The 26,368-nt window shown below is 43.5% G+C and carries 28 protein-coding genes, 1 tRNA gene and 8 pseudogenes; 32 read left to right on the forward strand and 5 right to left on the reverse strand.

The genetic code is table 11. From position 1 onward, the window contains the following. Nucleotide 1 precedes the first annotated feature (1 nt). Nucleotides 2–1,331: pseudogene (locus JCM10519_RS00330) on the forward strand (sodium-dependent transporter). Nucleotides 1,332–1,409: 78 nt separating this feature from the next. Here the strand turns inward: JCM10519_RS00330 and upp are convergent. From upp to JCM10519_RS00350, 3 genes are all read right to left on the reverse strand, one after another. Then, a complete protein-coding gene (gene upp, locus JCM10519_RS00335) occupies nucleotides 1,410–2,039 on the reverse strand; it encodes a uracil phosphoribosyltransferase (RefSeq protein ID WP_054737837.1) in 630 nt (209 codons plus the stop codon). Between the two features lie 543 nt (nucleotides 2,040–2,582). Continuing rightward, nucleotides 2,583–3,425, reverse strand: coding sequence for a hypothetical protein (locus JCM10519_RS00345; protein WP_054737636.1), 843 nt, complete (start codon nucleotides 3,423–3,425; stop codon nucleotides 2,583–2,585). 191 nt (nucleotides 3,426–3,616) lie between these two features. After that, a tRNA-Leu gene (locus JCM10519_RS00350) sits at nucleotides 3,617–3,699 on the reverse strand. Between the two features lie 134 nt (nucleotides 3,700–3,833). Here JCM10519_RS00350 and JCM10519_RS00355 point away from each other — a divergent pair. The 14 genes and pseudogenes from JCM10519_RS00355 (at nucleotide 3,834) to JCM10519_RS00400 (ending at nucleotide 13,013) form a co-directional block, all read left to right on the forward strand. Next, complete coding sequence (locus JCM10519_RS00355) at nucleotides 3,834–4,181, forward strand: zf-HC2 domain-containing protein (RefSeq protein WP_054737637.1); 348 nt, start codon at nucleotides 3,834–3,836, stop codon at nucleotides 4,179–4,181. A gap of 115 nt (nucleotides 4,182–4,296) precedes the next feature. Beyond that, nucleotides 4,297–5,346, forward strand: a complete 1,050-nt coding sequence (locus JCM10519_RS24595; RefSeq protein ID WP_347842644.1) for a 5'-3' exonuclease H3TH domain-containing protein — start codon at nucleotides 4,297–4,299, stop codon at nucleotides 5,344–5,346. A 337-nt stretch (nucleotides 5,347–5,683) separates the two neighbouring features. Further along, nucleotides 5,684–6,846, forward strand: a pseudogene (locus JCM10519_RS24600) (DNA polymerase). A gap of 111 nt (nucleotides 6,847–6,957) precedes the next feature. Further along, nucleotides 6,958–7,712 (forward strand): annotated as a pseudogene (coaE, locus tag JCM10519_RS00365) (dephospho-CoA kinase). Next, nucleotides 7,597–8,388: an MBL fold metallo-hydrolase gene (locus JCM10519_RS00370; RefSeq protein ID WP_347842904.1), complete on the forward strand. Its 792-nt coding sequence runs from the start codon at nucleotides 7,597–7,599 to the stop codon at nucleotides 8,386–8,388. Before coaE ends, JCM10519_RS00370 begins: the two are co-directional and overlap by 116 nt. Before the next feature lie 23 nt (nucleotides 8,389–8,411). Then, a pseudogene (locus tag JCM10519_RS00375) lies at nucleotides 8,412–8,685 on the forward strand (ACT domain-containing protein). A 39-nt stretch (nucleotides 8,686–8,724) separates the two neighbouring features. Continuing rightward, a complete protein-coding gene (locus JCM10519_RS24605) occupies nucleotides 8,725–8,868 on the forward strand; it encodes a DUF711 family protein (RefSeq protein ID WP_347842645.1) in 144 nt (47 codons plus the stop codon). After that, nucleotides 8,849–9,831, forward strand: a pseudogene (locus JCM10519_RS00380) (DUF711 family protein). Before JCM10519_RS24605 ends, JCM10519_RS00380 begins: the two are co-directional and overlap by 20 nt. Further along, complete coding sequence (locus tag JCM10519_RS24610) at nucleotides 9,728–10,090, forward strand: DUF711 family protein (RefSeq protein ID WP_347842905.1); 363 nt, start codon at nucleotides 9,728–9,730, stop codon at nucleotides 10,088–10,090. Before JCM10519_RS00380 ends, JCM10519_RS24610 begins: the two are co-directional and overlap by 104 nt. A 25-nt stretch (nucleotides 10,091–10,115) precedes the next feature. Then, a pseudogene (locus JCM10519_RS00385) lies at nucleotides 10,116–10,690 on the forward strand (histidine phosphatase family protein). Nucleotides 10,691–10,839: 149 nt separating this feature from the next. After that, nucleotides 10,840–11,283, forward strand: a complete 444-nt coding sequence (locus JCM10519_RS24615; protein WP_347842646.1) for a hypothetical protein — start codon at nucleotides 10,840–10,842, stop codon at nucleotides 11,281–11,283. 41 nt (nucleotides 11,284–11,324) lie between these two features. After that, nucleotides 11,325–12,059, forward strand: a complete 735-nt coding sequence (locus JCM10519_RS24620; RefSeq protein WP_347842647.1) for an SAM-dependent methyltransferase — start codon at nucleotides 11,325–11,327, stop codon at nucleotides 12,057–12,059. A gap of 66 nt (nucleotides 12,060–12,125) precedes the next feature. Next, on the forward strand, nucleotides 12,126–12,470 hold the full coding sequence (locus tag JCM10519_RS00395; protein WP_054737639.1) for a phenylpyruvate tautomerase MIF-related protein: 345 nt from the start codon (nucleotides 12,126–12,128) through the stop codon (nucleotides 12,468–12,470). 36 nt (nucleotides 12,471–12,506) lie between these two features. After that, nucleotides 12,507–13,013: an NUDIX domain-containing protein gene (locus JCM10519_RS00400; RefSeq protein WP_054737640.1), complete on the forward strand. Its 507-nt coding sequence runs from the start codon at nucleotides 12,507–12,509 to the stop codon at nucleotides 13,011–13,013. Here the strand turns inward: JCM10519_RS00400 and JCM10519_RS24625 are convergent. Further along, nucleotides 13,008–13,811 carry a nucleotidyltransferase family protein gene (locus JCM10519_RS24625; RefSeq protein ID WP_347842906.1) on the reverse strand — a complete coding sequence of 268 codons (804 nt, stop codon included), beginning with the start codon at nucleotides 13,809–13,811 and terminating at the stop codon, nucleotides 13,008–13,010. The two genes, JCM10519_RS00400 and JCM10519_RS24625, sit on opposite strands and share 6 nt — an antisense overlap. After that, nucleotides 13,703–14,266: a nucleotidyltransferase family protein gene (locus JCM10519_RS24630; protein ID WP_347842648.1), complete on the reverse strand. Its 564-nt coding sequence runs from the start codon at nucleotides 14,264–14,266 to the stop codon at nucleotides 13,703–13,705. The genes JCM10519_RS24625 and JCM10519_RS24630 overlap by 109 nt, the downstream gene beginning before the upstream one ends. Nucleotides 14,267–14,433: 167 nt before the next feature. On the opposite strand from JCM10519_RS24630, the pseudogene JCM10519_RS00410 reads away from it, so the two are divergent. The 17 genes and pseudogenes from JCM10519_RS00410 to JCM10519_RS24680 all read left to right on the forward strand — a co-directional run bounded on the left by JCM10519_RS00410 (nucleotide 14,434) and on the right by JCM10519_RS24680 (nucleotide 26,189). Beyond that, a pseudogene (locus tag JCM10519_RS00410) lies at nucleotides 14,434–15,004 on the forward strand (phosphate propanoyltransferase). Nucleotides 15,005–15,025: 21 nt separating this feature from the next. Continuing rightward, on the forward strand, nucleotides 15,026–16,219 hold the full coding sequence (locus JCM10519_RS00415) for an acetate/propionate family kinase (RefSeq protein ID WP_054737641.1): 1,194 nt from the start codon (nucleotides 15,026–15,028) through the stop codon (nucleotides 16,217–16,219). Between the two features lie 295 nt (nucleotides 16,220–16,514). Further along, entirely contained in the window at nucleotides 16,515–17,042 is a 528-nt protein-coding gene (locus JCM10519_RS00420) for a YceD family protein (protein WP_054737642.1), read from the forward strand. A gap of 2 nt (nucleotides 17,043–17,044) precedes the next feature. Continuing rightward, nucleotides 17,045–17,227, forward strand: a complete 183-nt coding sequence (rpmF, locus tag JCM10519_RS00425) for a 50S ribosomal protein L32 (RefSeq protein WP_024835773.1) — start codon at nucleotides 17,045–17,047, stop codon at nucleotides 17,225–17,227. A 615-nt stretch (nucleotides 17,228–17,842) separates the two neighbouring features. Next, nucleotides 17,843–18,389: pseudogene (locus JCM10519_RS00435) on the forward strand (TetR-like C-terminal domain-containing protein). Between the two features lie 422 nt (nucleotides 18,390–18,811). Then, on the forward strand, nucleotides 18,812–18,961 hold the full coding sequence (locus tag JCM10519_RS24635; protein WP_347842649.1) for a hypothetical protein: 150 nt from the start codon (nucleotides 18,812–18,814) through the stop codon (nucleotides 18,959–18,961). A gap of 30 nt (nucleotides 18,962–18,991) precedes the next feature. Continuing rightward, entirely contained in the window at nucleotides 18,992–20,605 is a 1,614-nt protein-coding gene (locus JCM10519_RS00440; protein ID WP_347842650.1) for an oleate hydratase, read from the forward strand. Between the two features lie 364 nt (nucleotides 20,606–20,969). Then, nucleotides 20,970–21,146 (forward strand): hypothetical protein, encoded by a 177-nt coding sequence (locus JCM10519_RS24640; RefSeq protein ID WP_347842651.1) that lies wholly within the window; start codon nucleotides 20,970–20,972, stop codon nucleotides 21,144–21,146. Nucleotides 21,147–21,157: 11 nt separating this feature from the next. Beyond that, nucleotides 21,158–21,289 carry a hypothetical protein gene (locus tag JCM10519_RS24645; protein WP_347842652.1) on the forward strand — a complete coding sequence of 44 codons (132 nt, stop codon included), beginning with the start codon at nucleotides 21,158–21,160 and terminating at the stop codon, nucleotides 21,287–21,289. Next, complete coding sequence (locus JCM10519_RS00445) at nucleotides 21,264–22,784, forward strand: hypothetical protein (RefSeq protein WP_347842653.1); 1,521 nt, start codon at nucleotides 21,264–21,266, stop codon at nucleotides 22,782–22,784. The genes JCM10519_RS24645 and JCM10519_RS00445 overlap by 26 nt, the downstream gene beginning before the upstream one ends. 108 nt (nucleotides 22,785–22,892) lie before the next feature. Further along, nucleotides 22,893–23,051 (forward strand): hypothetical protein, encoded by a 159-nt coding sequence (locus tag JCM10519_RS24650; protein ID WP_347842654.1) that lies wholly within the window; start codon nucleotides 22,893–22,895, stop codon nucleotides 23,049–23,051. 26 nt (nucleotides 23,052–23,077) lie between these two features. Beyond that, nucleotides 23,078–23,473: a hypothetical protein gene (locus tag JCM10519_RS24655; RefSeq protein WP_347842655.1), complete on the forward strand. Its 396-nt coding sequence runs from the start codon at nucleotides 23,078–23,080 to the stop codon at nucleotides 23,471–23,473. Nucleotides 23,474–23,795: 322 nt separating this feature from the next. Beyond that, entirely contained in the window at nucleotides 23,796–24,266 is a 471-nt protein-coding gene (locus tag JCM10519_RS24660; protein WP_347842656.1) for a hypothetical protein, read from the forward strand. Between the two features lie 62 nt (nucleotides 24,267–24,328). Then, the gene (locus JCM10519_RS24665) at nucleotides 24,329–24,658 is read left to right on the forward strand and encodes a hypothetical protein (protein WP_347842657.1); all 330 of its coding nucleotides are present in this window, start codon (nucleotides 24,329–24,331) and stop codon (nucleotides 24,656–24,658) included. Next, the gene (locus tag JCM10519_RS24670) at nucleotides 24,655–25,041 is read left to right on the forward strand and encodes a hypothetical protein (RefSeq protein WP_347842658.1); all 387 of its coding nucleotides are present in this window, start codon (nucleotides 24,655–24,657) and stop codon (nucleotides 25,039–25,041) included. The genes JCM10519_RS24665 and JCM10519_RS24670 overlap by 4 nt, the downstream gene beginning before the upstream one ends. A gap of 148 nt (nucleotides 25,042–25,189) precedes the next feature. After that, nucleotides 25,190–25,507: a hypothetical protein gene (locus JCM10519_RS24675; RefSeq protein ID WP_347842659.1), complete on the forward strand. Its 318-nt coding sequence runs from the start codon at nucleotides 25,190–25,192 to the stop codon at nucleotides 25,505–25,507. Continuing rightward, nucleotides 25,458–26,189 carry a vWA domain-containing protein gene (locus JCM10519_RS24680; RefSeq protein ID WP_347842660.1) on the forward strand — a complete coding sequence of 244 codons (732 nt, stop codon included), beginning with the start codon at nucleotides 25,458–25,460 and terminating at the stop codon, nucleotides 26,187–26,189. The genes JCM10519_RS24675 and JCM10519_RS24680 overlap by 50 nt, the downstream gene beginning before the upstream one ends. Nucleotides 26,190–26,368: the final 179 nt, after the last annotated feature.

A 26,368-nucleotide genomic window follows, 5' to 3' on the forward strand; every position in this document is an offset into this window, starting at 1 on the left:
AATGGATAAACAACACACTGCGACGAAGAACGGGACCTTTGGTTCACGGATCGGGTTTATTCTAGCTTCTGTTGGCTCTGCGGTAGGTATGGGGAACATCTGGATGTTTCCCTACCGCCTGGGGCAGTATGGGGGAGCTGCTTTTTTATTGGTGTATTTCGGCTTTATTTTTTTGTTTGGCATGGTCGGGCTTTCCGGCGAGTTTGCTTTTGGAAGGCTGACTGGGACAGGCCCTATTGGTTCCTATGATTATGCCATGAAGACCAGGGGCAAAAAGGGCGGAGCCTTTCTTGGAGCCATTCCTTTGATTGGTTCTCTTGGCATTGCCATTGGCTACGCTATTATTGTAGGCTGGGTTCTTAAGTATCTGTTCGGTTCCCTGACCGGTGTAATGATGAATACGGATGCAAGGGAGTACTTTTCCGGCATGACAGGAAAATTCGGCAGTGTGCCCTGGCATTTTCTTGTGGTGGTCATTACTGTGGCAGTACTGGCAGGAGGCGTTTTAAAGGGCATTGAAAAAGTGAATGCAATCATGATGCCGTCTTTTTTTATTTTGTTTGCGATCATTGCAGTACGGGTCTTTTTTTCTTCCAGGCTCTCTGGCAGGCTATGAATATCTGCTGGTTCCAAGATGGGAGTACTTGCTTAAGCCGGAAACCTGGGTGATGGCCATGGGACAGGCATTCTTTTCCTTATCCATTACAGGCTCCGGAATGGTCATTTACGGAAGCTATCTGGATAAAAAGGAAGATATTCCCAAGGCGGCCCTTACTACCGCATTGCTTGATACAATTGCGGCGCTTTTGGCTGGTTTTGCCATTATTCCGGCGGTCTTTGCCTTCCAGATGGATCCTGCAAGCGGTCCTCCTCTTATGTTCATCACGGTCCCCAAGGTCTTTTCCATGATTCCGGCAGGAAGATGGGTGGCAGTGCTGTTTTTCCTCTCCGTGTTGTTTGCCGGGGTGACTTCTTTGGTAAACATGCTTGAGGTGTGCTCAGAGGCTGTCCAGACCCACCTCCACCTGTCCCGTAAAAAGTCTATTTTCTTAGTAGGGGCCGCAGTATTTATTCCTGGGCTTTTCATAGAATATGAGCCGTATATGGGATTCTTTATGGATCTGATTACAATATATGTAGTTCCTTTTGGTGCTGTTTTATGCTCCATCATGATTTACTGGGTTTTAAAAGACGGCAGGATCATGGAAGAATTAAACAGGGGACGGAAGAAGCCATTAGGGGCAGCTTATCTTTTTACTGCAAAATTCGTTTATGTTTTTCTTGCTGCATTGGTGTTCGCACTTAGCATCCTATATAAAGGAATCGGATAAAAAATATCTAAAAGAAACGCGCATGAAGCGGCTTAATATGCCAAATCAATGCGCGTTTTTTGCATTCCTTTGTGTCTGCTACTTTGTGCCGAAAATTCTATCCCCTGCATCTCCCAGTCCAGGACAGATATAGGCGTTTTCATTTAACTGGCGGTCCAGATGTCCGATGTAGATCTGTATGTCCGGATGTGCCTCACGAAGCTTCTCTAAGCCTTCCGGAGCAGCGATAATGGCCATGAACTTGATATTCCTTCCACCATGCTGTTTAATGAAATCCACAGCGGCTATTGCGGAACCGCCGGTTGCCAGCATGGGATCGGTGACAACAATGGTTCTCTGCTCAATAGGGCTTGGCAGCTTACAGTAGTATTCGTGAGGCTCATGGGTAACTTCATCACGATAAAGGCCGATGTGGCCCACTTTTGCGGAGGGAACCAAAGCCAGGATTCCGTTGACCATGCCAAGTCCTGCACGAAGAATGGGAACGACAGCCATTTTTTTACCGGCAATCATAGGAGTCATGCAGGTCTCAATGGGAGTTTCCACCTCTACATCCTGTAAGGGGAGATCTCTTAAAGCTTCAAATCCCATCAGCATTGCAATCTCTTCGATAAGGGCGCGGAACTCATTGGTTCCTGTCCTTTTATCTCTTAAAATAGAGATCTTGTGCTGAATAAGCGGGTGGGTAAAAACAGTTACATTGTCCATTGAAAAGTCCATAATAGTTTTAAATCCTTTCTTTATACTCTTAGTGTATCAGGGGTTTCCAGCAATATGAGGCTCATAAGAGCTCCGATTATGTCCGCTGGAAACAGACCTGAAATGTTTCATGAAATGGGGCTTTCTTTAACATTAAGTTCTCCAAGCTGTGGGAATCCAAGTCAAAATACCGCAAAAATAATTCCACCCTGTGCTAAAGGCCGGTTTCCTGGGATCACGGTTCCTTCCGGTCGGATAACTGCGGTGGCAGCGGCCAAAAGCGAAGGAGGAACCAGGGAATACAGGAACCTTAAATTTAGTACAGCAGTGGAATATTAAGGTGCCAACACTTAAAGAAAATAGTGCCGGCCATGGAATGAAACTTATCAGTAAGGGTATGCACCGCAGCGCCGGATATAGGGAACAGGTGCTGGATGCTGAGCGGATAATCCCAGGTTGTCAGTTTTTCGTTGTTACTCATTATTTTACCCCATTTCTTTTTATTTTCCGTCCTATTTTATCAAAGAAAGGGGTAAAAGGCAACTATTTTTCCTATTTTGTCTCGGGAGTATATTTTATCAGTGCAAAATCCCCCAGGCTATGAGGAACTGGAATGGAAATAATAATGGTGCCGTGATCTTCATAGCTAAAGGATTCCGGAAAAGCAGGAGTGGAGTCTGAGGATACTGATTCCATGGGAAAATCCCCTTGTTTGAACATTTTTGCATATGTTTCCTGACTGGTTTCAGCAAGGAAAGGAATTAAGGCTTCTGTAAGTTCAGGAGAAGTATTGTAGAACTGGCAGTTATCGGAACGGATGTATTCAGCCAGCACGTTTGGATCGGCATAATCCTTGAGTCTTATATTCTTTGCCTGGGATATATCAACCGTATTGGTAAAAAACACATTGACCGGATGAGCTGCTCCATCCCCGGAAATAAGTCCGGTGTATATGGCGGTGATCCGCTTTCTGTCTACGGAGTTTACCTTGGCTGTAATAGAAAGGCTGTCCTTTTCTGTGTTGACAGAATAGGCTTTTAATATCTCCAGGGCATTGCTTTTTAACAGAGAGTTGATTTTTTCCTCCATTGCGCCATCCTCTAAACCGGAGATGGCAGGGTATTGAATGGAAACATTTCCTTCTTTATAGGTGTGGAGGGCAGCAGTGATGCCGGAGACAGAGGTGCTGTTGTCTGTTTCTTTTTGCTGAGCCTGGTTATCAGGGTTTTCGATTTTTACAGGCTCTGGCGCTTCGGTGGCAGAGGACATGGATTCTCCGTCCGCAGCCGCAGAGGTGCCTGGCAAATCGGTCTTAACATAATTTTTTTGTCCGCAGCCGCTTAAAATCAGGGCGCAGGTGATGAAAAGGGCTGGGATAACTGTGTTTCGTTTCATAGGATTACCTCCCTTCATTTTTGCGGATTTTTTACAGTATATCACAAATATCGGGGCTGTGTCCGGGATTTTTCACGAATTAAGAAAAAAAATAGGAAATTATTGGAAGTGGGTGCTGCCAAACAGAGAAAAGGCCCTGGAAATCTGATTCTTTCAGATCTCCAGGGCCTTGCTCCCTGCCAAGGGTGTAGTGCCGGCAGTGGGACTTGAACCCACACGATGTTGCCATCAACGGATTTTGAGTCCGCCTCGTCTGCCATTCCGACATGCCGGCCTTTACTTGCAACGCTCATTATTCTATCATAGGATTTTCCATTTGGCAAGTGTTTTTTTGTGATTATTAAATTGAAAATGAACAAAATATATTGTATGATAGATAGAAGATGTATTTAAGGAGGTGTCTGGACCATGACATGTAAAGAAGTAGAACGTCTGGTCATGCCATACATCAATGACGAACTGACGGACGACGAACTGGAGGAATTTCTGAAACATATGGAGTCCTGTCCGGATTGCCGGGAAGAGCTGGAAATATACTTTACTGTGGACGTGGGAATCAGGGAACTGGATTCTGAAACGGGGAATTATAATATAAAAGGAGCGCTGGAGTCAACCATAGAACAGTCCAGACAAAGGCTTCAGGTCATTCGGTGTATTAAAATTGCCAGGTATGCGGTAGCTACAGTCAGCGCAATGGCACTGATTTTTACAGTCCTTCTGCAGTGCCGGATCTGGATGCAGTGGGGCTTACTATGATGGGAAAACGTACCCTGCAGGTATAACCTTGTGCCCCAAACGTGTGGGCAGGAAAGAGGAAACACCCTGCGGGTATACTTTTATGCCCAAAAAGCATGGGCAGGAAAGAGGAAACATGAGCAGAAAAAAAATAGTATTAGTAGATGGAAGCAGTATGCTAAGGAACGCCTTTTATGGACTTCCTTCCAATGGAGCGAAAGGGATTCAAAGCCTGATCATGAAGCTTTTGGAGGCAAAAGAAGCGGACTACCTTGCTGTTGCCTTTGATTCTGAAACAGAAGGCAGACAAAAGGAATCATATAAAAATACAGCAGTGTACGAGGGGCTTTTAAAGGAGGAAGAGGGTTTAAGGGAAACGCTGCTTACCCTGGATATTCCTGTTCTTAAAAAGGAAGGATATACTTCAACCGATGTTTTGGCTTCATTGGCAAAAAGATGCCAGGAGGAAGAGGGGGAAATCGTGATCCTGTCTGATGAGCGAATACTTTTACAGGCAGTGGAAGAACATGTGACCCTTAAGATTCCGGCTGTCGGGGAAGAGGGGCTGGAGTTTAAAGCCTATTCCACAGAGCTTGTACGGGAAGAGCTTGGCCTGGAGCCAGAGACTCTTGCAGGTGTTTTTGCACTGGCAGGAGAATGGGGAATCGGTGAGAAAACCGCCTGTCAGCTGATAAGGGAACATCACAGCGTTGAAAATATTTATAATCATATAGAAGCAATAGAATCTCAGAGAATCCGGGAAGCACTTAGCGGGAATCAGGAAGCAATAAGGCGGAAGCAAGCGCTTGCTACCCTTCGCAGGGATTGCGATATCCACCTGGATTACACGAAAACCCTTGAACAGGCAGAGATTCAAAAAATAATTGATATGGATTTCGTTCCGGCCTCTTTCCCGGGAGAAGAGGAGGAGCCGTCACTGGAATCAGGCTTTCACGCAGTTACAGACCTTTCAGAGGCTGAGTCCATATTCTTAAAGTGCGCAGCAGGCAGCAGGCTGGGGCTGCAGCTGGTGGTTGAGGACAAGGCCGTATCAGCCTGTCTCTTTGCTGCAGTGAGACAGAAGTGTACTGCTTTATTCCACAGGGCGCTCTTAAGCCGGAATACCTGGCAGAGAAAGCAGAGGAAATCTGTAAGAGGGCAGGACAGACAACCGTCATTCACTTAAAGAGCCAGCTTGCGTTTTTAAAGCTTATGCCGGAAAGTCAGGTTTTTGATGCAGCGTTGCCGGATATCTGTTAAATCCGTTAAAGGATTCATATGAATACAATGATCTGGCAGAGGATTATCTGGATCTTTCCATCCCATCCAAAACAGAGCTTTTAGGAAAAAGCTCCTTTAAGTGCGGGCTGGAGGAAAACAGGGAAAAAGCCGTTTCCTGCATCTGTTATATGTCCTATATTGCCTTTAAATGTCATGACCTGCTTTGTGAGTCACTTAAAAAGGCAGCCATGGATAAGCTGTTTTATGAAATCGAAATGCCTTTGATCTACAGCCTGTTTCATATGGAGGAAGCAGGAATCCGCGTGGAAAGGGAACGCCTGAAGGAATATGGGGATCGTTTAAAGGTCCGTATCGCGGAGCTGGAGCAGAAGATATATGAAGAAACGGGAGAAACCTTTAACATCAATTCCCCCAAGCAGCTGGGAGAGGTACTCTTTGACAATATGAAGATTCCGGGAGGGAAAAAGACAAAAACCGGTTATTCAACAGCAGCTGATGTATTGGAAAAGCTGGCGCCTGACTGGCCTGCGGTCAACTTAATTCTGGATTACAGACAGCTGACCAAATTAAATTCCACTTACGCAGACGGGCTGGCAGCCTACATTGGGCCGGATGAGCGGATTCACGGAACCTTTAACCAGACGATCACAGCTACGGGAAGAATCAGCAGTACGGAACCTAATTTACAGAACATTCCGGTCCGCGTGGAGCTGGGAAGGGAAATCAGAAAGGTTTTCGTGCCTCAGGAGGGCTGCGTGTTTGTGGATGCGGACTATTCCCAGATTGAACTGAGAGTGCTGGCCCATATGTCAGGAGACCAGCGCCTAATCGGGGCCTACCGACAGGCGGAGGATATCCATGCCATCACGGCTTCCCAGGTGTTTCATGTTCCTCTTGATGAGGTGACTCCTCTTCAGAGAAGGAATGCAAAGGCTGTAAACTTCGGCATTGTATATGGAATCAGCTCCTTTGGACTGAGTGAGGGCTTAAGCATCACCAGAAAAGAGGCTTCGGAATACATCAGCAAATATTTTGAAACCTATCCTGGAGTGAAATCATTTTTAGACGGTCTTGTGGCTGAGGCAAAAGAACAGGGCTATGCGGTCAGTATGTTTGGCAGACGCCGTCCCGTTCCTGAACTGAAATCCTCCAACTTCATGCAGCGCTCCTTTGGCGAACGGGTCGCATGAATTCTCCTATCCAGGGCACTGCGGCAGATATTATCAAGATAGCCATGATCCGCGTGGACAATGCCTTGAGAAAACAGGGATTAAAATCTCGGATCGTCCTGCAGGTCCATGATGAACTTCTCATTGAAGCATATCAGGATGAGGTTGATAAGGTAAAAGAGCTTCTGGTGGAAGAAATGAAGCATGCGGCAGAGCTTGCAGTGTCCCTTGAGGTAGAGGCCAATGTAGGGGATTCCTGGTTCGATGCAAAGTAAAATATCTTTCAGACTGCTGTAAGGTATTTTATGGGCTGGCGCCGGATAGACCTGGAGCTATGTCCATCCGGCGGGGCGTTGCCTTCATAAGAATAAAGGGTTGGTGTAAGGATGAGAGTGATTGGATTGACCGGAGGGATCGGAGCCGGAAAAAGCCTGGTTCTTTCTATTTTAAAGGAGGAATACGGTGCGGAAGTGATCAAGGCGGATGAATTGGCCATGAGCTGATGGAGCCAGGAAAAGAAGGGTATCTGGCTGTGACAGAAGCTCTGGGGGAGAACCTTTTAAAATCCGATGGAACCATTGACCGTAAAGCCCTGGCCGCACGTATTTTTCAGGATGACGGGGCAAGGAAAACCGTGGATGACATCATTCACCCTATGGTATGGAAAACCATAAGGGATAAAATTTCTGCTTCCCAAGCAGAGCTTATTGTGGTAGAATTTGCAATTATGAATGAAAAAATGGATGACAGCTGGGAGGAGATGTGGTACGTCCGTGCGTCAAAGGAGAACAGGATCCGCCGTTTAGCGGAAAACAGGGGCTATACGAGGGAGCATTCGGAACGCATCATAGCGAGCCAGGCCTCTGAATCGGAGTTTTTAAAACGCTGTACGCGGGTGATTGAAAATGACGGTTCCATGGAAGATGTGAAAAGCCAGCTGGCTGAAATATTGAAAAGCAGAGGGAAACACCCTGCGGGTATATCATTGCCCACAGAAAGCAGGCTGAAAAGAGGAAAGAATGAGATTGGTAAGTATTGCAAGCGGAAGCAGCGGAAACTGCATTTATGTGGGCTCCGATTCCACCCATATCCTGGTGGATGCCGGGATAAGCAACAAACGGATCGAACTGGGATTAAATGAGATAGGAATAAAGGGTAGTGAGCTGACCGGAATCGTCATCACCCATGAACATTCCGACCATACAAAAGGGCTTGGAGTCCTGGCCAGGAAATATGGGGTTCCCATTTATGGGACAAGAGAGACTCTGGAAGAGATATCAAAACAGAAGTACCTGGGGGAATACCCCAGGGAGTTATTTTGTGCCATCAGGCCTGACGTGGATTTTAATGTGGGGGATCTGGAAGTAAAGCCCTTTTCCATTGACCACGATGCGTCAAATCCGGTGGCTTACAGGATCCAGCATGACCGCAAGTCTGTTGCGGTTGCCACGGATATGGGACATTACGACCAGTATATTATCGAGCATCTTCAGGGACTTGATGCAGTGCTGATAGAGTCCAATCACGATGTGAATATGCTGCAGGCAGGACCTTATCCCTACTATCTGAAACGCCGGATCCTGGGAGATCACGGACACCTTTCCAATGAGAATGCGGGGCGGCTTTTGTGCTGTATTCTCCATGAAAACTTAAAAAAGGTACTGCTGGGCCATTTAAGCAAGGAGAACAATTATGAAGAGCTTGCTTATGAAACCGTAAGGCTTGAGATCACAGAAGGAGATAATCCATTTAAGGCATCGGATTTTTCCATAGCGGTTGCAAAAAGAGATCAGATGTCGGAAATTATCACCGTATAATCTAATGAAAGAGGAGAAACATTATGAACAAAACGATTATTACAGTAGTTGGAAAAGACACCGTAGGGATCATAGCAAAGATTTGTACTTATCTGGCAGGCAACCAGGTGAACATATTGGATATTTCCCAGACCATTGTTCAGGGCTTTTTTTAATATGATGATGATTGTGGATATCAATGACGCAGCAAAGCCGTTCGGGGAGCTGGCTGACGAGCTGGAACAGATTGGTGATGAAATCGGGGTAAAGGTAAAATGCCAGCGTGAGGAAATTTTTACCAGCATGCACCGTATCTGATAACAAGTTCAAGGCTTAAGAAAAGGATGGGTTCCCGATATGTTAAATATGTTTGAAGTGAATGAAACCAATAAAATGATCGAACAGGAGCTGCTTGATGTGCGTACCATTACCATGGGCATCAGCCTTCTTGACTGCAGTGACGGTGACTTAAAAGCTGTGAATGAAAAAAATTTACAATAAAATCACAACCGTTGCAAAAGATCTTGTGGCAGTGGGAAAGGAGATTGAAAAGGATTTTGGTATTCCCATTGTGAATAAAAGAATTTCCGTAACTCCCATTGCCATAGTCGGCGGTGCAGCCTGCAAGAGCCCGGAAGATTTTGTGACCATTGCACAGACCCTTGACCGTGCTGCCAAAGAAGTGGGAGTAAATTTCATCGGCGGCTATTCTGCCTGGTGAGCAAGGGAATGACAGCAGCAGATAAAAACCTGATCTGCTCCATACCTGCAGCCCTTGCCTGTACGGAACGTGTATGCAGCTCTGTCAATGTAGGTTCCACAAAAACAGGCATTAACATGGATGCAGTGGCCCTTATGGGAGAGACTGTAGTGGAAACGGCAAAGGCCACAAAGGACAGTGATTCCCTCGGCTGCGCCAAGCTGGTGGTATTCTGCAATGCGCCGGATGATAATCCTTTTATGGCAGGAGCGTTCCACGGGGTGACGGAAGCGGATGTTATCATTAATGTGGGAGTCAGCGGTCCGGGGGTTGTTAAGACTGCCATTGAAGCGGCCAGGGGAAAGGATTTTGAGGTTCTCTGCGAGACGATTAAGAAAACTGCCTTTAAGATAACCCGTGTGGGCCAGCTGGTTGCCCAGGAAGCATCTAAAAGGCTGAATGTTCCTTTTGGAATCATTGATTTATCTCTTGCACCGACTCCTGCCGTTGGCGACAGCGTGGCTGAAATCCTGGAAGAGATCGGTCTGGAACGGGTAGGCGCACCGGGCACCACGGCAGCCCTTGCCCTGTTAAATGACCAGGTAAAAAAAGGGCGGCGTCATGGCCTCCTCCTATGTAGGCGGTTTAAGCGGCGCGTTTATTCCGGTCAGCGAGGATCAGGGAATGATCGATGCAGTAGCCATGGGAGCTTTGAACATAGAGAAGCTGGAAGCAATGACATGCGTTTGCTCGGTTGGCCTTGATATGATTGCAATTCCGGGAGATACACCTGCCACAACCATTGCAGGTATTATTGCAGACGAATCTGCCATCGGAATGGTTAACCAGAAGACCACGGCAGTCCGCATTATCCCGGTTATTGGAAAATCCGTTGGAGAAACAGTGGAATTCGGCGGTTTATTAGGATATGCTCCTGTTATGCCGGTCAGCCGGTACTCCTGTGAAAAATTCATAACCAGAGGCGGACGGATTCCGGCACCTATTCACAGCTTTAAAAATTAATTGCCCTGGAGGAAGGATACAGGAGATGAATATTTATTTGATTCGCCATGGACGGCAAAGCAGCAAACTCTGTAATGTTGATGTGGATCTATCCGAGGCAGGCTGCCGCCAGGCGGCATTAGTCGGGGAACGGCTGGCTTTAAAGGGCATTGAAGCAGTATATTCCAGCCATTTGATCCGGGCTGTGGAAACTGCCAGGGAGGCAAACCGGTATTGGAATGCAAAGCACATCATAAGGCAGGAGCTTAGGGAGATTTCCTTTGGAGAAATGGAAGGCATGGCGGATGAGGAGATAGCAGCAAGATTTAAGGATTTTAAGAAAGAACAGGAACGGATGGCGCAGGATTTGCCTTATCCTGGAGCGAGAGCGCCGGGGACGTAATAAAACGGGCCATTCCTGTCCTTGAAGAAATTGCTGCAAGCGGTTACCAGAATGTTGCAGTTGTGACTCACGGAGGAGTGATCCGTACCGTGACCACAGCGCTGCTTCATATGGAACCGAAATATTACCGCCTCCTTGGAAATTCCCTTGAGAACTGCAGCATCACGGAAGTGTGCTGGAATGAAAAAACAGGGCGTTTTTTTCATGGAACGTTTTAATGATTTTGCACATCTGGAACCTTACCCGGAGCTTTTGCGGGTAAGCTGGGTGGAGGCAGAAAACTGAAAGCAGAAACACCCTGCGGGTATGCCTTTATGCCCAAAAAGCATGGGAGAGAAAAGAGGAAACACCCTGCGGGTATACCTTTATGCCCAAAGAGCATGGGCGAAAAAGAGGAAAGGAATTGCCTGATTTTATGGAACAGAAGGAACAAGAACATTTAATTGAAATAGTCAGAGAATTTCTCGATGAAAATCTGCTTCGGATCGTAATCAGCAATCCATCGGATAAGCAGGGCGTTTCCAAGGTAAAGGTACGCCCGCTTTTGCTAAAGGGAAGCCTGGTATTTCAGGCGGAGGAGCTGGTGGGAAACCAGGCTTTTCATAAGAATTATTCTGCAGAGGAATGCATAACCTATATTGCAGATCTGTTAGATGGAAAGCTGCGCCAGATGGAACTGGAATCCCGTAAGGGCCAGGTAAGAGTTCTGGTGAGTAAAAAGGGAAGTCCCAGCATCAAGGTGAAGCGGCAGCAGAAAATTGAGGCACCTTCCCTGTTCCCCAGCATAACAGGCAGAAGAGTTATATTATAAAGGAAGGAACCCCGGTTCCTTTTCTGGTGGATCTAGGAGTTATGACGGCGGAAGGAAAAGTCATTGCTTCAAAGTACGATAAGTTTCGTCAGATCAACCGTTTTTTGGAATTTATTGAGGATATCCTTCCCAGGCTTGATAAAAAAAGAGAAAATGTGATCATTGATTTTGGATGCGGGAAATCGTATCTGACCTTTGCCATGTATTACTATCTTCATGAGCTGAAAGGGTATTTGATCCGTGTCATCGGGCTGGATTTAAAGCAGACAGTCATTGATGACTGTAATCGCCTGGGAGAACGGTATGGATATGATAAGTTAAAATTTTATCATGGAGATATCGCTTCCTATGAGGGAGTGGACCATGTAGATATGGTGGTGACCCTTCACGCCTGTGATACCGCTACGGATTATGCCCTGGCAAAAGCGGTCCGCTGGGGGGCTTCTGTCATTTTGTCAGTTCCCTGCTGTCAGCATGAACTGAACAAAACCATGCATCAGGAGCTAATGGGTCCTGTATTCCAATATGGACTGATCCGGGAACGGATGGCCGCCCTTTATACCGATGCCCTCAGGGCGGAAATTCTGGAAAACCAGGGATACCGTACCCAGATCCTGGAATTCATCGACATGGAGCACACTCCGAAGAATATTCTGATCCGGGGAGTAAAGCAGGGAGGAAAGAAGGATAACCGCAGGGAGATTCAGGAAATCATGGAATTTCTCCATGGGAAGCTGACCCTTGCAGGTCTGCTGTTAAAAGAGGATGGGAAATAGAAAGCAGATGGTAATTTTTGATCATTTGTGGTATGATATAATAAACAGCTTAAGGAGGAGTAATCAGTGCCTTTCATCAATTCTAAAGTAAATATCACATTATCAGAAGAAGAGAAAACAGCACTAAAAACAAGGCTTGGACAGGCTATCAGCCTCATTCCAGGTAAGTCGGAAAGCTGGCTCATGATTGGCTTTGAAGATAACTGTTCCCTTTACTTTAAAGGAAAAAATAATACAAAACTGGCTTTTGTGGAAGTGAAGATTTTTGGACATGCATCAGAACGGGATTACGACAGGCTGACTGCTGAAATCTGTAAAATCTATAAGGATGTGCTTTCCATTGCCCAGGATAAAATTTATGTGAAGTATGAGGAAGTGGATCACTGGGGTTGGAATGGAGGAAACTTTTAACTGCGCTGCTGATTCTTAGGTCAGGAGGAATGGCTTATGGAGCTTTGGGATGTTTATGATGAAAACCGGGCAGCTACCGGTAAAACCCATGTTCGCGGAGTTCCGCTGGGTACAGGAGAATACCACCTTGTAGCGGATGTATGGCTGGTAAACGAGAATCAGGAGATTCTGCTGACCAGAAGGCATCCGGATAAACCCTATGGCCTTATGTGGGAATGCACCGGAGGCTCTGTTCTTGTTGGAGAAACAACTGTCCAGGGAGCTCTGCGGGAGCTTTCAGAAGAGGTTGGGATTCGGGCGGAAAAAGAGCGGCTCCTTCTGATTCATTCCGTCCGTCTGAAGGAGCGGTTTGTGGACACCTATATCACCAGACAAAATGTTACCATAAAAGACATAACCATTCAGCAGGAAGAAGTGGTAGATGCGAAATTTGTCACATTTGAACAGCTTCTTGAAATGTGGAAGCGGGGAATCGTAGTTCCCAAATCCCGGTTTCTTCTATATAAAGATAAGATCAGCGAATTCCTTCAACCGCCGTCATAGGATGACGACGGAATGAGTGAACTCATTTTTCATTTTTATTCCATATTTGTCCTGAGCAATAGTCTGATAAATATGGGAGCAGTAAAAATCCTGCCGGAGCATGGACCAGGCTGCTCCGGAAAGAATGAGCCTGGAATCGGCAGTTTTTGTGATGAGAGGGATGCTCCCTCTCTTTTTTATTTCTCCCATAAGGTCTGTGGAAGTTTTTTTAAAGCCTAAAACACGGGCATATGGGGCATAACCGGCGTTCCGTCCCAGAGTGACCTGGTGGGAAGTGATCCCAAGGGCGATATGGAGAAGGGCCCGGCTGATCCGGGTATAGGTATACTGCCTTGTTTTTAAGTGGTTGATTTTTTCCTCAAAAGAAAAGAAATCCGGAAGCTGCCTTAAAAGTCTGGCCGCCAATTCCTCTGAAACATCGGCATACTTTTCAAAGGGAATTCCCTCATAGTCCAGTTTAAGCAGGGTAGTGTTCAACAAAGCGCTCAAATCATCAGGAAACACTGGAAAGCCCTTGGCCATCATCTGTTTTACGGAATCCGGCACCTGTATCAGAGAAGATTCCCCCTTTGTGAGAATATCCGGGTTTTCATGAAGGGCCTTCCGGATTCCGGTGGCAGAGCTGAAACCTTCTGGGGCAAGGCTGGTATCGTGATATCCATACCCTTTTCTGGAAATGGTGACGGGAGTCATTGGGCTTTTCTGCCGGTAAAGGGCCTTGCAATATTCAACTCCCAGAATGTTATTTGGGGATGCCAGAATGGAGGCGTCCTCTTCGTCCAGGATCCCGCAGGAGATGAGGCCTTGTTTCTGGCCTGGGGAAAGGTCGCCCCTTTTTTCAGCTCCCTGCGCAGCTCCTTCGTATAAACAGGGGGTTCCGTGGCTAAAATAGAAGCAATACCGGAAAGTTTTTCCACATTTCCGCATTCGCTTCCAAAGCAGAGGCCGCCAACTACTCCCAGATTATTAAGGAGGGCAACACCGCAGGCGGCAAAATCCTCAGCACTGCTGGAGGCAAAGACTGACGGAAGCTCGATCACAAGATCAGCTCCGCAGGACAATGCCATGGCTGTTCTGGTATATTTATCATAGATGGCAGGAGATCCTCTTTGGACAAAATCTCCGCTCATGGCAACGATGCAGTACTCTGCCTGTGTTAGCTCCTTGGCCCTCCTGATATGATAGGCGTGTCCATCGTGAAAAGGGTTGTATTCAGCGATAATGCCAACGGCAAGAGAATCTTTGTTTTTCATCTTAAAAAAAATATCCTTTTTCTTTTTATTATACTCTATTATGCGATTGTTTCGCAAAAAAATGCAAATTATTTTAGCACAACACTTGAAAATTTTAACGAATCCTCATAGAATAGAGTGAGAATCGGTGAAAAACATCGATTAAAAGAACAGGAGAATAGATAGGTATGAATTTTATCGTTGAAACATCAGCTCGACATGTACATCTAACTCAGGAACATCTTGAGATTTTATTTGGAAAGGGCTATGAGTTAACAAAGAAAAAAATATTTATCCCAGCCAGGTCAGTTTGCCTGTGAGGAGAGAGTAACTGTTATAGGATCTAAGGGTGAGTTTAAAGGAATTTCCATTTTGGGACCGGTTAGAAAAGCGACTCAGATAGAGCTTTCCGCAACCGATGCCCGTTCCATTGGAATTGCTGCGCCCTTGAGAGAATCCGGCGACGTTGCTGGCAGTGGTGCGTGCAAGATCATTGGACCTGTCGGTGAAATCGAGATAACAGAGGGCGTGATCGTTGCAAAACGTCATATCCATGCAACTCCTGCAGAAGCAGAAAAGCTTGGTGTTAAGGATGGTGAAATCGTATCTGTGAAGGTTGCTACAGATGGTAGAAGCCTTATCTTCGGAGATGTGGTTGTACGTGTAAATGAAAAATATGCTTTGGCAATGCACATTGATACAGATGAATCCAATGCAGCAAGCTGCAGCAGAGAACAGTACGGTGAAATTATTAAATAAATAAAGGAGAATCAAAAAAATATGAAAATTTTAGTTATTAACTGCGGAAGCTCTTCCTTAAAATACCAGTTGATCGATATGGAGAATGAGGGAGTCTTAGCAATCGGTTTATGCGAGAGAATCGGCATTAACGGTTCCAGGCTGTCCCACAAGGCAGAAGGAAAAGAGAAAATGGAACTAGAAAAAGAGATGCCGGACCATACCGTTGCTATCAAGATGGTTATGGATGCCTTGGTTGACCCAACATACGGCATAATCAAAGATACCAGTGAAATTTCTGCAGTAGGACACCGGGTTCTTCATGCCGGCACAATTTACAGCGATTCCATCGTAGTAAATGAAGATGTGAAAAAGGTTATCCGTGACTGTTTTGATTTAGGACCTTTGCATAATCCGGCAAACTTAATGGGAATCGAAGCATGTGAGAAAGCAATGCCAGGAGTTCCTAATGTAGCGGTATTTGATACCTCTTTTGGTATGGGAATGCCTGAAAAAGCCTCCATGTATGCAATTCCTCAGGAGTATTATGAGAAATACAGCATTCGCCGTTACGGCTTCCATGGGACAAGCCACAAATTTGTATCCAATGAAGCCTTAAATTATTGTGATCTGGATCCTAAGAACGGCAAGGTAATTGTTTGCCATTTAGGAAACGGAGCCAGCATTTCTGCCTCCATCGGCGGCAAGTGCGTGGATACCAGCATGGGACTCACTCCTTTAGAGGGACTTATCATGGGTACCAGAAGCGGTGATATCGATCCTGCCGTTGTACAGTTTATCTGCAATAAAGAAGGCAAGAGCGTCAATGAGGTACTGGACATTTTAAATAAAAAATCCGGTATCCTTGGTATGTCCGGCGGTATTTCCAGCGATTTCCGTGATGTGCAGAAGGCACAGGGAGAAGGAAACCATCTGGCTGATGTTGCCATTCAGGCATTTATTTACCGCGTGGCAAAATACATCGGCGCTTATGTAGCAGCAATGAACGGCGTTGACGCCATTGCGTTTACTGCAGGCGTAGGTGAGAACGATAGACCTATCAGAGGTGCAGTTTGCGAATATTTAGGCTATCTTGGTGTTTCCATTGATGATGAAGTCAATAAGACAAGAGGAAAACGTGTCATGATCTCCACACCTGATTCCAAGGTAAAGGTATGTGTAATTCCTACCAATGAAGAGCTGGCCATTGCAAGGGAGACAAAGGCTCTGGTATAATCCGGGGGAAAATGTACATGATGTTGTGTATGGGTTACAGTTCAGCCATACCATTCATAATTTAACCGACAAGCAGCGATCGCTGCTTGTCGGTTATGAGCAAGTAGTAAAGTGGATTGCGAATATCTGCTTGACCGCCCTATGGAAACATTTGTACAATTTGGTGAGCAGGTTTCCACCTGCGAACCGCCAAATGTTTCTACATGGCTGAACTGTTACTTCAAATATGGAAATATTTGTTGACAAATTGTGCACCCATATGTATAATAACATAGGTGCGTATTAGGAGACTAGTATGCTTATTAATTTAACTGAGTTGTTCACCCTGGAAGGGAAAGAGAAAACTTACACACCCGATCTTGAGATGAAGGTCTATCACGGACCAGGTGGTGATTATGAAGTGGTGGATGCAGAACCTGTGCTGCTGCGGATTATGAACCTGGGAGACAAAAAGCTGGAAGTGGAAGGCAAGGCGAAATTAACTTTGCTCATTCCATGTGACCGCTGTTTGGAGCCAGTGCGTGTTGACCTGAGTTTTGATGTGATCCGTGCCCTTGATTTAGGTGAGACGGATACGGGAGTTGTGGAAGATTTCGAAGAACAACCATTTGTTAATGGTTATAATCTGGATGTAGACCAGTTGGTTTGTGATGAACTCATACTGAACCTGCCTATGAAGGTTCTCTGCAGTGAAGACTGTAAGGGGATTTGTAATAGATGTGGAACAAATCTCAATCATGAGACTTGTGACTGCGATATTAGGTCTACAGACCCTAGAATGGCAGTCATCCAGGATATTTTTAAAAAGTTTAAGGAGGTGTAACCATGTCTATCTGTCCAAAGAACAAATCTTCTAAAGCGAGAAGAGACAAACGTAGAGCAAACTGGAAGATGAGCGCTCCAAATTTAGTGAAGTGCAGCAAGTGCGGTGAACTTATGATGCCTCACAGAGTATGCAAGGCTTGTGGTTCTTACAACAAGAAAGAAATCATCAACGTTGAGGCTTAATAATTTCTGCAAATGTTGTGGAAATATTATTTAATGCCGTATCAGGTCTTATTTAAAAGGAGACTTTAAGAAAAAGCTGTTGCTCAGAAATTGGGCTCCAGCTTTTTTATTCTCATTGTTAAGATATGTTCCATTCTCCGCGTTTCCGGCAGTTCTTTAATATCTCTGATTTTCCTTAAATCCATGTAATTCAATACGAGCAGCACATACAATTTTAAAGTTCCAAAAAAACAATATGCTATTCGCAAGTTTCAAGCAAAAAGAGCATCTTGCCTCATTAAAGGCTTAAACGGAAGAAGGAGAAAAAGTGTATAATACTAAGTTTGCTTTAATTAATAGCCAGGAGATATATCCGGAACATAAAAACCATGAGCATGACAGAGGTTGTAGTCGGTATAGAGCTGCATTAGGAGAGCCGGAAAGACACACTGCATATGTTATGAATGATGAAGATGGCCGAGTCACTACATATTTTACTTTTAATCCGAAAAATTTTTAATAATTTCATTTTTCCTGAAGCGCTTGAATTTGCAAATATTGGCTTTTATGTTATAATAATAAGTAAAAATAAAGGGTTCTGGAGGTGTGATTTGGCAAAGCAATATACTAAAAAAAATGATTCGGGATATGTGCGTTAAAATGCTGAATGAGCGCCCGTTGAATAAAATCACAGTAAAAGATATTGTTACAGCCTGTAATATTAACAGAAATACTTTTTATTACCATTATCCTGATATATATGCCATTCTATCGGAAATCTTCCATTCGGAGCTTCAAACTGCCATTGATGAATATAACGATACCCTTTCATGAGGAAGGCTTTCTTGTTGCAGCGAAATTTGCAATGGAAAACAGAAGAGCCGTTTATCATGTATATAATTCCATGCAGAGAGAGGAATTGGAAAACTATATTTTCAGCGTCGCCGGAAATGTTATGTACCGTTATGTCGAAAGGGAAAGCGAAAGCAACGGGATCCAAGCTTCCACCAAAGATAAAAAACTCATAGCCTCTTTCTATCAATGCGCTCTTACTGAAATGGTGCTGCACTGGATAGGCTCAGGAATGAAAGAAGATCCCAATGTAATTATCAGACGCATCGGCGAACTTTTTGACGGTCATATTACACTGTCTCTTAAAAGGAGCGGAAAGCTCAATTTTTAAAATATTGTCAAATAAAATCGATAATTAAAGCAAACAAACCTTAAAATAAGCAAATAGGCCGGATAGACAGGGCAATATTTCAATCTGATTTTTCTGAAGCATTTGCCGCTTACGGAATTCGATTATTTTAAGATCAAAATGTTAGACAAATAAGCCCAAGTGTTCAATTTTCGAACACTTGGCTTATTTGTCTAATGAAAAGTTGTGAAAATGTTATATGATAAACTCAGTTAGGAAAAAAGAGCGCCGGCTTTCGCAAAAATTGAAGAAATTTTGCCTGTTGTTAAGGCCGGATGAACGCTCAAAACTCTAATTACAGCAAAATAGCATGAAGGGAGTAACAAAAGCCTGTTATTCATTTATTTTGCTATACATCACTTTAGTTACTATTTAAAGTAAAAATCTTGAAAGAGGGGCTAAGAATGAAAATTAAAACTCATGATGAAAGACTTACTCTTACAAACGGCACCTATCATGCTTTGGTTCATGCAAGAAAGCCGGAAGGAATCGATGATAAGAAAGCTTATTTAATCGGTACAGGCATCGGAGCTTGGCAGCAGGCTGTTTTTTGATTCGGGACGCCCATATGGACGGCAGCAAAATTGTTTTTTTTAGAGCAGCTTGACCTTCCGGGAGGTTCTTTGGACGGTGCAGTTATGCAAAACGCAGGTTATGTAGCACGCGGCGGCCGTGAAATGGGCCAGTGTTTCGAGGTTCTCTGGAACTTGTTCAGTTCTTTACCTTCAACAGAGGATCCGAATATGACTGTATTGGATCATCTGTATTATACAAACCTTGAAGACCCCAACTTCAGCAATTGCCGTATTACAAAAGAACGCGGCGTTCGCTATGACAACGGTAAATTCAATTTAGGCCAGAAACTTGCAAAAGAACTCGCTATGTTTGTATCAACATCCGATGAAGAGCTTGAAAACAAAACCATAGAAGACGTATTCTCCGACGAGCTTCTTGACAGTGATTTCTGGACATATTGGAGAACTATGTTTGCCTTTGAAAACTGGCACAGCGCACTTGAAATGAAGCTTTACATGAACCGTTTCATACATCATGTGGGCGGTTTACCTGACCTTTCAGCTTTGCAGTTCTCACGCCATGACCAGTATACTTCCTTCGTAATGCCTATGGTTAAATATTTGAAGGAAAATGGAGCAACATTCAGATATGGAATTACCGTAAACAATGTAGAGTTTGCGATTTCTCAAGAAAAGAAAGCTGCTACAAAGATTATTGCAGTAGATAAAGAAGGAAAAGACATTTCCATAGACTTGTCGGAAAATGATTTAGTATTTATTACAAACGGTTCCATGACAGAAGGTTCCGGATACGGTGATGACAATACGCCTGCTCCTTTCAATAAAGAGCTTGGCGGATGCTGGAAACTTTGGAAAAATATTGCCGATCAATGCGATGAATTCGGAAGACCGGATAAATTCTGCGGAGAGCCTGAAAAATCCAATTGGGAATCCTGTACTGTAACATGCCATGACGAAAGCGTGCCCAAATATATTGAAAAGATTACAAAACGCTCACCTTATACAGGCCGTACAGTAACAGGCGGTATCGTTACCGCATTGGATTCTTCATGGCTTATGAGCTGGACAATAAACCGTCAGGAACAGTACTACGGACAGCCTGAAAAAGACGTTGTAGTCTGGGTATACGGTTTATTCTCTGATGTTCCGGGAGACTATATTAAAAAGCCCATGAGAGACTGTACCGGCAAGGAAATAACAAAAGAATGGCTGTATCATATAGGCGTACCTGTTAATGAAATAGAGGAGTTAGCCAATACATGTACAGGTATCCCGGTAATGATGCCGTACATAACTTCTCAATTTATGCCCCGTGAATCTGGTGACCGTCCTTATGTAGTGCCTAAGAATGCAGTAAACTTTGCTTTCCTTGGACAGTTCGCTGAAACATTGGATGATCCCGGCCGCGATACAGTATTTACCATTGAATATTCCGGGCGTACAGCTATGGAAGCCGTATATGTTTTAACCGGAGTGGAAAAGGGTGTTCCTGAAGTATTTGCTTCCCGTTACGATATTCGTTATCTTCTCAGCGCAGGTATATGTCTGCTTGACGGAGAAAAACCCAAGTTAGACTTGCCACCTCTTACAAAACGCAAGATTATGAAGCAATTAGCTGGAACGGACATTGAGGTAATGCTGAAAGACCATGGGGTTTTATAAATTAGCCAAAGTTGTGAAATCAGATAAAAAAGTTAAAATCCCGGTTTTTTTAAAAGCCGGGATTTTAATTTATAGCCAGTCAAGTTAAAAAAATGTATAAATTCCGTTTAAGAAAGGTTCTAAAAGTCCTATAACGGTTTTCAATTTCGTTTACGGTAAAAATAAAAGTAACAGAAGCCTATATCAGTCATAGAGCATGTTTTGAAACTTCTAAAAATGCATTGTTCATGGATTTTAAAACAAGCTCTGGTTCAGAAAAAACGGACCGTTCCCAAGGAACCGGGATGATGAACTGCGGAAAACAGGCTTTTGTTACTTATTTGAATTTATTTGACTATAAATATTGTGCAAAGGGGAATTTTCCATGAAGGATAAACACAACATTGAACCGCGCTGTATTCCCTCAATTGAAGCCATGCAGGAGCAGTATGAAAAGCAGCTGCGAAAGGAAGCTTCACAGTTATTAGAGGATGAGCACAATAGAATTACAGACGGGCAAGGAGGCTTTTTTTTAAGGCCTTTAGAAGATTTGAACAGATAAGCGAAAGCTCTGTGGCGGATGAAAATACAGACATTGAATATTTTGAAAAATACAGGGCCTATGTTGAAAAGGAAACAGCAAATCAGGGTCTGACAATAGAGGAAATTGAAAATCTTATTGAGTACGAGACTTTTTTTTCTTAAATGGGAAAGGCGGGTTAGCTATGAGAGCAATCATTATTCCCATCACAGAAGCAATTCCGCTACGAGATACAGAATTGACCGTATAGAGCGCCTAAAAAAAGAGATAGAAACGCTTTTGGACAGCTCTGCCGAAGCATGGGAATTTTATCATACCCGCCAATTGCTGAGCGATATAGAAACCCAGCATCAGCAGCGTTTAGTAACGGTTCCTTATGTAATGGAAGCAAAGGAAAAGGTAATAGATTCTTTAAACCTTGGAATGCCGGTATATATTGTAGGGCATTTAGGAAGCGGAAAGACCCAGCTTGCCACGGAAGCTGCCATGGATTTTTCAATACAGAATAAAATTCAGGCAGACCTTGAAGATCAAATGGAGAAATGGTATTGCGCCAATCCAAAGGCCGGAGAAAAAGAGGCTATTGAAAAATTCAAGGAGATAAATACACAGCGAAAGCAGCATTATAAGGAAATATTGACAAATGGAACGCAAGAAGAAATAGAGTATTTGCAGCCGCTCTTTATATCCGGTTCTCACAATCTGACCTATGAAGATATGTTTGTGGAGAAGACACTGACCCTCAAACATAGCTTTTCTCAAAAATCCTATAAAGATTATCTGGATATGATCATCGGAGATTTTTATCAGTGGATGCATGAAAACGAAGATAAGCTTCAGCAGATGACGGAAGAAGAAAAGCTTCAGCTTAAAATACAGATATGGAACAGTTTCTCCGATTTATTGGTTGCAAGCAACAGTGCTTTCGGTACGGAAATCAAGAAAATTGAGAAGGAAATATTAATCGCGGTAAAAGAAGGCCGGCCTGTAATAATTGACGAGATTAACACCATCGCGATGCAGAATCTCATTGCATTAAACGATATACTGCAGCGCCATGCAGGGGGTACGGCTTATATAACAGGGGTAGGCCCTGTCTTGATTAAGCCTGGGTTTGCATTTATAGGAACAGGAAATTTGTCTACCCAGATGGTTAATTACGAAGGCACGAACGAGCTTAACCCTGCGTTTAAATCCCGGTTTGTAACTATAGAATATAATTATGTTCCCCAGAATACCAAAGGCTCTATGGAAGAACAGGCAGACCCGGAAAAAAATGAACTTTTCAGAGTTATTATTGCAAGGCTTTCAAATGCCAACGGAACAATTCAAATTCCCAATCCCAAACGGACCCTTGAAGAGCTGTTTCGGTTTTCTCAGCTTTGCCGTGTTACCCAAAATGTATTTATGGGAAAATGGAAGGATGAAGAGCAGAAGGATTTTTCCGGCGAGGAGCTGGAGCTTAGAGAATCTGTATTGTCCATAAGAAATATTCTGCACGTTTTGGATAATTGGAATCAAGGAGAAGAAAAGGATTTAAGCAAGGCCCTGTGGGATGGATTTATAAGCTCTATCACTTATTCCGACGATCAGAATTATATTCTTTCTCAGGCAGTGCGCTTTGGCTTTTTTTCCGGCAGAGGAAGGCTGGAAGATTGAAACCAAAGGCATAGGAGAATCAACCACCACTTACGACGAAATCAGAACCCGCCCGTATCGCTATGTTCGCCCCAAACCCAGACCTTGAGCCATTTGGATGTAGTTCATATGCTTTTTGGAAAGGGTACCCAAAGAAAAAACATACCGGAAGAATTAAAGAATATTTTTCAATCGGACCTGGAAGATACGCTGAGGATTGATGCAAAAAAAATATCAGCTGCTGGATCAGAAATTATCCCATTTAGAACATTCAAAAGCTCTCCTTGAGCATTTGGAGAATCATGGAGGCTAAAATGAAGCTGAATTTATCGGTTGATGAGGAAGAATTTAAAAAGCAGGTAAAAGACCTAAGGCAAAAACTAAATAAAATTCGGGAAACAGGCATTTTAGACGATGATTTTGAAAAATGCCTTGAAGTGCTTTCTGCTAAGGAGGAAAAGCTTCTTACGGAGATGATTCCCCATTACAGGGCATATGCAGGAAATTCAAAAGACGCCATAAAAACAGAATCTGTAACAAGGCTGGGTGCCTGTGGCTTTGAAGGATTTTTTTCAAAGTGTTTTAAGGCTTTCCGAGGATATGTTTGTTGCCGGAAGTACAGATTGTGCATTGCAATTTTTTCAGATAAGCAAAAGAACGGAACCTTCCGGCAAGGAAAGGATTCAGGAGGAATGGAGTCCGCCTGTTAAAGATATTAAAGAAAAAATCTCGGCCTTTCACAGGCTTAATAAGAATGAAATTCTGCTTTTTGGAAGCAAAGGTGGCTGCTATTTATTATCGTGCAGCAATTTTAAACAAATCCCCAATGGAAGCGGGGAGATGCATATAAAAAAGATAGAGACAGAAACAGGAATGAGCTGGTTTGGACAATGTCTGTCCATAAGCCATAATTTGATAGCCGCGGAAAAAGAGCAGGAAGAGCTGGTTTTGCTGGAACTAGTTAAAGAAAAAGAAGAATACCGCCTGATCCTCCATAAAGACGCTTCTCTTCCTATTTCAAACATAAACGGAATGGAGAAAACAGGAGCGGATGATTTTGCCGTCGGCACCAAAACAGGAGAAATATATTTTATAAAACGGAACTATCATAATCTTTCTATCGTAAATAAAATTAAAATTCCAGATTGCGAAATACGCAAAATCCATTGTCTTGAAAATGAAAAGGGGCAGAAGGATACTCTATTGTCCATAGGGAATAATGGTAAGCTTCATATCATTTCTCTTGACGGAGGGGATATAAACATTCCTGATGAAGGAGATTTTCTTAAAGGGAATCTTTTTGATGCAGAGTCTTCAAAAGGAACAGCCGTAATATTAAGCGAAGACGGAATTATATATTTGCTGGAAGAAAATTTCGGAAAATGGCATATCAATAAGGATTCAATTATGGAAGGGGCCTTTTTTTACCGATGTGCTGAAGCTTTATCCATCAAAGTATTTGCTGATGGGAGTAGAAGGCGAATTATGCACACTAAATATTAATAGAATCGATACCCCGGAAGCTTTGTGGGAGCTGCCGTTATATCAGTAGGAGGGAAAGGGGCTTGCCTAATTATGATGAACAGAAGCTGATAGAAGAGTCAACAAAATATGTGGAATCCTTTTTGCAGAGAGAGCAGCGTTCGTTAGTTACGTTTACTGGGGATTCCAGTTTGATGTATATACCTGATCCAAAGCTTGAAAGATTTTTGTTAAATCCGTCCAAGGGCATATTATATCTTCCGCTGGCGGCTTTTTTGGACAGGGACTTAGACGAAAATCAGATTTTATGGCATATTTATTATGAGCTTGCCATGTATCCCGATTGGAAAAAAACAAACGAAAGCCTATCTGTACAGAGGCAAAGGGTGGAAAAAAAGAAAAAGACAGAATGACCGGATATATCCTTCATCGCATTGAGAAAGAAGGGCTTGGAAAAGATAGCGCATATCAGCCGGATATTATAGCCGGATATGTTAAAAAGGAAATACTTGATGCTCTGCACAGGCTGGATAAGCTTACTTCCTTTTTAAGGGTACTGCAAATGTGCCCTGTTTACAGAGATGAAGCTAATTTTAAAAAGATAGCTGCATATATGGAGCAGACAGGCAATAAAATGAAGGCTATTGATGAAATGCCGAAGCACAGGGCATTTATCAATAGTTTTATCCTTAAGGAAATTTATAAATCAACGCCTGAGATAAAAGGATGCGGTGAGAATCCATTGAGCAAAAGGATATTGAATCAGCCTTTTTGGATTTTATTCATTCTCAATTAGTTAGGCAGATAAACAGCGAAGAGGGTGTTTTAGAAAGAGATTCCCTGATTCGTTCTTTTATTTATCCTGTATTTGAGCAATTATGGAAAGAAGAAATAGATGCAATGGACTTTTTTTAAATCCCAAGGCGCATCTCAGGAACAGGTAAGTGAAAGAAAAGGCCCTTTTGAACAATCAGAAGAAGAAAAAAAGGGATACATTGGAATCCACTGAGGAAGAAGAAAAAACGATCCTTGAAGAGATGCTGGACCAGCAGGAGAAAAACAATGAAATAGTTCAAAATACAATGATTGGAAAGGTGGACTTAACATCTTACGGCATCAGCCAGAATGATCAGCAGCTTTTTCAGTATTATTCAAATAAAATGAAGCCGGAAAGAGAGCAGATGCGTCAATTCTGGAGTAAACTTATTGGTGATGCCAAAAAAAGAAATCAGCGTAAAAAAAGACAGGCAAATAAAAGGTAAGCTGGACGTTAACAGTTTTATTGCCGCCTATCCTGATTTTGTAGAAGCGGAGAAAAAAGGAAATTATAAAAATCTTCCCGTGTTCAGCAGATATTTGCTGGAAACCCAGGCAGATCAATTGCCGGAACGAATCGAAATTTCTTTTGTTATAGATAATTCAGGCTCCATGAATGCTGCAAAGATTGAATCAGCAAGAGAAGCACTGGCCGTAACGTTGCTGTCAATTGATGATTTGAACAGATATCTTAAGCGAAATGCTGAACAATTAAACCAGAAAATAAAAGTCTTGAGCGAAACATGGTTTTTCGGAAGTCAATATTATCATATGAAAGAATTTAACGACAAAACCTCCGGAGAGAAAGAATCGGCGGATATAATCCGTTCCATCGTAAGGCTTAATTCCACCGATGGCGCTACAGACGATGCAAGCTGCCTGAAAGAAATATCCGGAAGCATCACTCCTGCAGAAGAAAGGCAGCTTAAAATGGGAAAGCTAATAAAAATAGTTTTTGAAATTACTGACGGAGCCTCCAGTTTTCCCGGCCTCACCAAGGACGCTGTCCAAGAGCTTTTATCGAAAGATGTCGCCCTTTACGCTTTTCAAATCGGAAAGAACAGTGCAGCCAGCGAAAGCACATTTAATTTTATATGGAATGACGGCTGCAAGGAGCTCACGGCATAATTTTAGGGGAACAAGTAGAGAAGCTTCCGAAAGAACTGGTGAAAGCCGTAAAAAAGAATATGCAGTCTATTTTCAAGGGCTGACGGATAAGCCTGAATGCGGGGAATGCCAACTGCGGCTGATTGGGATCCGGAGGATGCATTAGTGATGAAAAAAATCAATTAGTAGAATAGATAAGT

It is taken from the genome of Clostridium sp. NkU-1 (assembly GCA_001312405.1).